We start from the raw sequence: 4,833 nt of genomic DNA, 5'->3' as shown, positions 1-4,833 counted from the left end.
ACGTACTTCCCGTTGCTCCTGTACTTCCCGTCGGACCTGTGCTTCCCGTCGCTCCCGTGTTTCCTGTTGGTCCCGTACTTCCCGTTGGGCCGGTGCTTCCCGTTGCTCCCGTGCTTCCCGTTGCTCCTGTACTTCCCGTTGCTCCTGTACCTCCCGTTGGGCCGGTGCTTCCCGTTGCTCCTGTACTTCCCGTTGCTCCTGTACTTCCCGTTGCTCCTGTACTTCCCGTCGGACCTGTGCTTCCCGTCGCTCCCGTGTTTCCTGTTGGTCCCGTACTTCCCGTTGGGCCGGTGCTTCCCGTCGCTCCTGTGCTTCCCGTTGCTCCCGTACTTCCGGTTACTCCTGTACTTCCGGTTACTCCTGTATTTCCGGTCGGACCTGTCACTCCTGTCGGTCCCGTACTTCCCGTCGCTCCTGTACTTCCCGTCGGACCTGTGCTTCCCGTCGCTCCCGTGTTTCCTGTTGGTCCCGTACTTCCCGTTGGGCCGGTGCTTCCCGTTGATCCTGTATTTCCGGTTGCTCCCGTACTTCCTGTCGGGCCTGTATTTCCGGTTGCTCCCGTACTTCCTGTCGAGCCTGTGCTTCCCGTTGCTCCCGTATTTCCTGTTGGACCTGTATTTCCAGTTACTCCCGTACTTCCTGTGGCTCCTGTATTTCCAGTTGGACCTGTATCTCCCGTTGGGCCCGTATTTCCGGTCGGGCCCGTCACTCCTGTGGCTCCCGTACTTCCCGTTGGACCTGTATCTCCCGTTGCTCCCGTATTTCCGGTTGGACCAGTGTTTCCTGTCACTCCTGTGCTTCCCGTTGCTCCCGTACTTCCTGTTGGACCTGTATTTCCGGTTGGGCCCGTGCTTCCTGTGGCTCCCGTACTTCCCGTTGGACCGGTGTTTCCTGTCACTCCTGTACTTCCCGTTGCTCCCGTACTTCCTGTTGGACCTGTGCTTCCTGTCGCTCCTGTATTTCCAGTCGGACCTGTATCTCCCGTTGAGCCTGTGCTTCCGGTTGCTCCTGTACTTCCCGTTGGACCGGTGTTTCCTGTCACTCCTGTGCTTCCCGTTGCTCCTGTATCTCCGGTTGGACCTGTATCTCCTGTTACTCCCGTACTTCCTGTGGCTCCCGTACTTCCTGTGGCTCCTGTATTTCCAGTTGGACCTGTATCTCCCGTTGGGCCGGTTGAACCAGTGTTTCCTGTCGGGCCTGTGCTTCCCGTTGCTCCCGTATTTCCGGTTGATCCCGTACTTCCCGTTGGACCGGTGTTTCCTGTCACTCCTGTACTTCCCGTTGCTCCTGTATTTCCTGTCGGACCTGTATCTCCCGTTGTTCCAGTACTTCCGGTTGCACCTGTGACTCCTGTTGCTCCCGTGCTTCCCGTTGCTCCCGTATTTCCTGTTGGACCCGTACTTCCTGTGGCTCCTGTATTTCCTGTCGGACCCGTACTTCCTGTGGCTCCTGTATTTCCTGTCGGACCCGTGCTTCCCGTTGCTCCTGTATTTCCTGTCGGGCCTGTCACTCCTGTACTTCCCGTTGCTCCTGTATTTCCTGTCGGACCTGTATCTCCCGCTGCACCCGTACTTCCGGTTGGACCTGTACTTCCTGTCGCTCCCGTACTTCCTGTCGCCCCTGTTATCCCTGTCATTCCAGTTGGCACTGGAGGAAAAGTTGGGCCGACAAGATCTGGCGATATTTTAAAATTAGAATTTATCGACGCTTGTATTTTTTGTTTTCCATCATTTTTTTCCACCACTTCCACCCCCTCAAAAGCAAACTACAGCTGCAAAATATGTTCTATATAAAAATTCACCTTCCATTTGAATTGTATTTTCTAAAGCTGTCTCCAATACTACTTTTAAAACAATTCCTGCCATTTTTATGTAACACAAGTTCTTCTTCTAAATAAAAACTCCCCTATGCCTTAGGGGAGTCCTGCAACTGAATCTGTATTATCTGTATTTGGTGCTGCTTGCGTAGTACTCGACGCATTTGCACTTTGGCCCGTATTCCCTCCTGTTAAAGTACTAGCAGAAATACCTCTCGTATATGTTGTCGTCACAGAATCCCCCGGCTGTAAACAAAGCTTCGTCTCCGTCCCTATTACTGTAACAACATCAATCCAAGTGCAACCCGTTGAACCACTATACGATTTCGAGGCAGTAAACGAAGTATCCCTCAAATTATCACCCGTAAATATATTCCCAGTGTTATTAACGATAATAAACTCTTTTATACGTGCTGGCATACTTACACTCTACCTCTCCTTTACGAACCTAATGTACGTGTACTCGTCGCTAACGGTGGAAGAAATACTGACGTTCTAATCACCGCTTCTGGCTGCCGCTTCCCATTTAAAAAAATAGCCGTACTTGATCCTCCAGCACCGGCGTATATTTTTGCCACAGCTAAAGGTGAGATATTATAACAGTCGCCGACATTAACAGCTCCTGTATTATTAATAATTTTTACTTTACGCATGTTAATTCCCATTTCGCCTCCCCCTTTTATACACTGTATGCAAAAGAAAAAAACTTGAAACACACACGTTTCAAGTTTTTTTAGCTGATTATTTAGTTTCACCTTCATATTGAAGCATACCGCCAACCATATTCGCTGTTTTAAATCCTTGCTCATTTAAATAATGGCATACATTTTCACTACGCATTCCCGAACGGCAAATAAAGATATATTCATTCTCTTTCTCAAAGAAATCTACTTTATTTGGAATATCGCCCATTTTAATATGTACAGCTTCCGGAATTTTCCCTGTCGCTACTTCTTCATCTTCCCTTACATCTACTAAAAATAATGTTTCTCCATTTTCTAAACGCTCTTGCACTTCTTCTGTAGTAATTGTTTTTACTTCTGTCATATGTAGTTCCTCCTTATATACAATAAAACCTTCAGTTTCTTCTTTAAACAAACATTGCTCATCAATTTTAGCACGCGAAGGAAGGAACGCAAAGAATGGAACATTTATTTCTCAATTTTCCCGCAAAACTTATTCTTTACAAACATAACTGGCGCATTGTATCCTCAATATACTTGTTTGATGAAAGGAGCCAGTTAAAATGACACTTTTTCTTTTCATTACGGGCATCATTTTCTTAGTTTTTGCAGTTATTGCTCTTAGTATGAAAAATAATAAAAAGATAAAATCCCCTCAAGAAATGTCATTCTTATTTCTATTACTTAGTATAGCTTTCTTCGGTTTATCAATCGCTTCATATATTTTCCGTCTGCAAATCATGTAAAAAAAGGTGCCTACTATAAATCATGCACCTTTTCACATTAATTATTTCCTACACAAAACTAGATACTTTCCGATTTAAAAACTCATAAACTTTCTTTTCAAATAAATGAACATCTAACGCTCCTGCCATATGCCCATTTATACTTTCTATCTCATATACTTCTGCATACTTCCCCTGCTTTTGCAAAATTTCTACCATTTTATAATTGGAACGAGGCGGCTGAAGTAAATCTTGTTTGCATGGAATCATGAGTACATTCGCTTCAATCTTAGAAAGAGCCTCTTCTAAGGAAGAAAATCCATATGCAATATCATGTAATAAGACCGCTTTTGTAGTATACATCCATGAATTTGCATCTACTAAATCTATACTTTTACATGTCACTTTATTTATTTCTTTCTCAAATGATGTTAATGCAGAAAATTGTTGATAAGGTACCATTTCTATACTGTTCCGCGGGAATGCCTTTTCATAAAAATGTTCATCAAATGCGTTCATAAACATCATTTTATTCGCTAAATGAAGCCCCTTCGTTGGTTGCTCCTCTCCGTACTTTCCACCTTTCCAATTTGGATCAAGCTGAATTGCTTCAATTGCATTTTGCGCTACATTTCCCGACGTTATAATTGGATTTTGTGGATTCGTAATAACTCCAATCATTCGTTCTACCATATGAGGATAGTGGACAGCCCATTGCTGCGCAATCATCCCACCTGCCGAAGGTCCCATTACAGCATGTAATCTAGAAATGCCCATATCTTTTATTAACTCATATTGCATACGTGCTACATCTAAAAATGTGAAAACTGGAAAATCCATCGCATACTCAAAACCAGTCATCGGATTTATCGATTTTGGTCCCGTTGTAATCACGTAAGGGTTCTTCACCTGTACATTACAAAGGTTATCAGTACATATAACGAAATATTTATTTGTATCAATTGCTTTCCCAGGTCCAATTAATCCATCCCACCAACCAGCTTCCTCATCATGCTCTGTATATTTTCCTGCCGCGTGACTCGTTGCACTAAAATAATGGCAAACCAAAATCGCATTTGACCTTTCTCTATTTAAAGCACCATACGTCTCATACCCCATTTGAACAGGAATTCCCCTACCATTTTCAAAAATAAACTCTTTTAAAACAAACTTCTCCTTCTTTACAATTTGCATTGACTCGCCTTCTTCCCGTCATATTATGAACTCCTTACTAAAGGATTTTTTTCTGCGGAAAGCATTCTCCTTCTTCTTTTCATAAATAAATGAATAATATACAAAATTAGCCACAAAATAGCACTATATTACACAATCAAAGAGGGCATACATATGATTTGGAATTGGTTACGTAAGAAAAAAAACTCAAATACAAAAGAGACAGCTGATTCGGAAAAACAGTCTGATGATCAAAAGGAACATACCAAAGATAAGAATGACGAGCCAAAAAGTAAGGAACAAACTGCTGCTTCTTCTCAAGACAAGCAGCAAAATTCTAAACAAGAGGATTCTTCTCAAGACAAGCAGCAAAATTCTAAGCAAGAAGATTCTTCTCAAAACAAGCAGCAAAATTCTAAACAAGAGGATTCTTCTC

The 4,833-nt window shown here is 43.5% G+C and carries 6 protein-coding genes and 1 pseudogene; 2 read left to right on the top strand and 5 right to left on the bottom strand.

Annotated features, from left to right (window positions below; genetic code table 11):
* The 4 genes from ACFVQC_RS00895 to ACFVQC_RS00880 form a co-directional block, all read right to left on the bottom strand.
* A partial coding sequence (locus ACFVQC_RS00895) for a beta strand repeat-containing protein (RefSeq protein ID WP_377897213.1) occupies window positions 1-1,741 on the bottom strand: 1,741 nt, incomplete at its 3' end.
* A gap of 171 nt (window positions 1,742-1,912) precedes the next feature.
* Window positions 1,913-2,236, bottom strand: a complete 324-nt coding sequence (locus tag ACFVQC_RS00890; protein ID WP_219920584.1) for a hypothetical protein — start codon at window positions 2,234-2,236, stop codon at window positions 1,913-1,915.
* Window positions 2,237-2,256: 20 nt separating this feature from the next.
* Window positions 2,257-2,481, bottom strand: a complete 225-nt coding sequence (locus ACFVQC_RS00885) for a spore germination protein (protein WP_002145303.1) — start codon at window positions 2,479-2,481, stop codon at window positions 2,257-2,259.
* Between the two features lie 76 nt (window positions 2,482-2,557).
* Window positions 2,558-2,863: a rhodanese-like domain-containing protein gene (locus tag ACFVQC_RS00880; protein ID WP_377890823.1), complete on the bottom strand. Its 306-nt coding sequence runs from the start codon at window positions 2,861-2,863 to the stop codon at window positions 2,558-2,560.
* A gap of 199 nt (window positions 2,864-3,062) precedes the next feature.
* Between ACFVQC_RS00880 and ACFVQC_RS00875 the strand changes: the two genes are divergently transcribed.
* Complete coding sequence (locus ACFVQC_RS00875) at window positions 3,063-3,245, top strand: hypothetical protein (protein ID WP_002145301.1); 183 nt, start codon at window positions 3,063-3,065, stop codon at window positions 3,243-3,245.
* A gap of 48 nt (window positions 3,246-3,293) precedes the next feature.
* Here the strand turns inward: ACFVQC_RS00875 and ACFVQC_RS00870 are convergent, their stop codons facing one another.
* A complete protein-coding gene (locus ACFVQC_RS00870) occupies window positions 3,294-4,418 on the bottom strand; it encodes a homoserine O-acetyltransferase family protein (RefSeq protein WP_377890821.1) in 1,125 nt (374 codons plus the stop codon).
* Window positions 4,419-4,571: 153 nt separating this feature from the next.
* On the opposite strand from ACFVQC_RS00870, the pseudogene ACFVQC_RS00865 reads away from it, so the two are divergent.
* Window positions 4,572-4,833, top strand: a pseudogene (locus tag ACFVQC_RS00865) (spore germination protein); the annotation flags it as partial.

This window comes from Bacillus sp. NPDC057893, assembly GCF_042796455.1.
Classification (GTDB): domain Bacteria; phylum Bacillota; class Bacilli; order Bacillales; family Bacillaceae_G; genus Bacillus_A.
The sequence above is the reverse complement of the archived record's forward strand: the minus strand, read 5'-3'. Positions and strand labels throughout refer to the sequence as shown.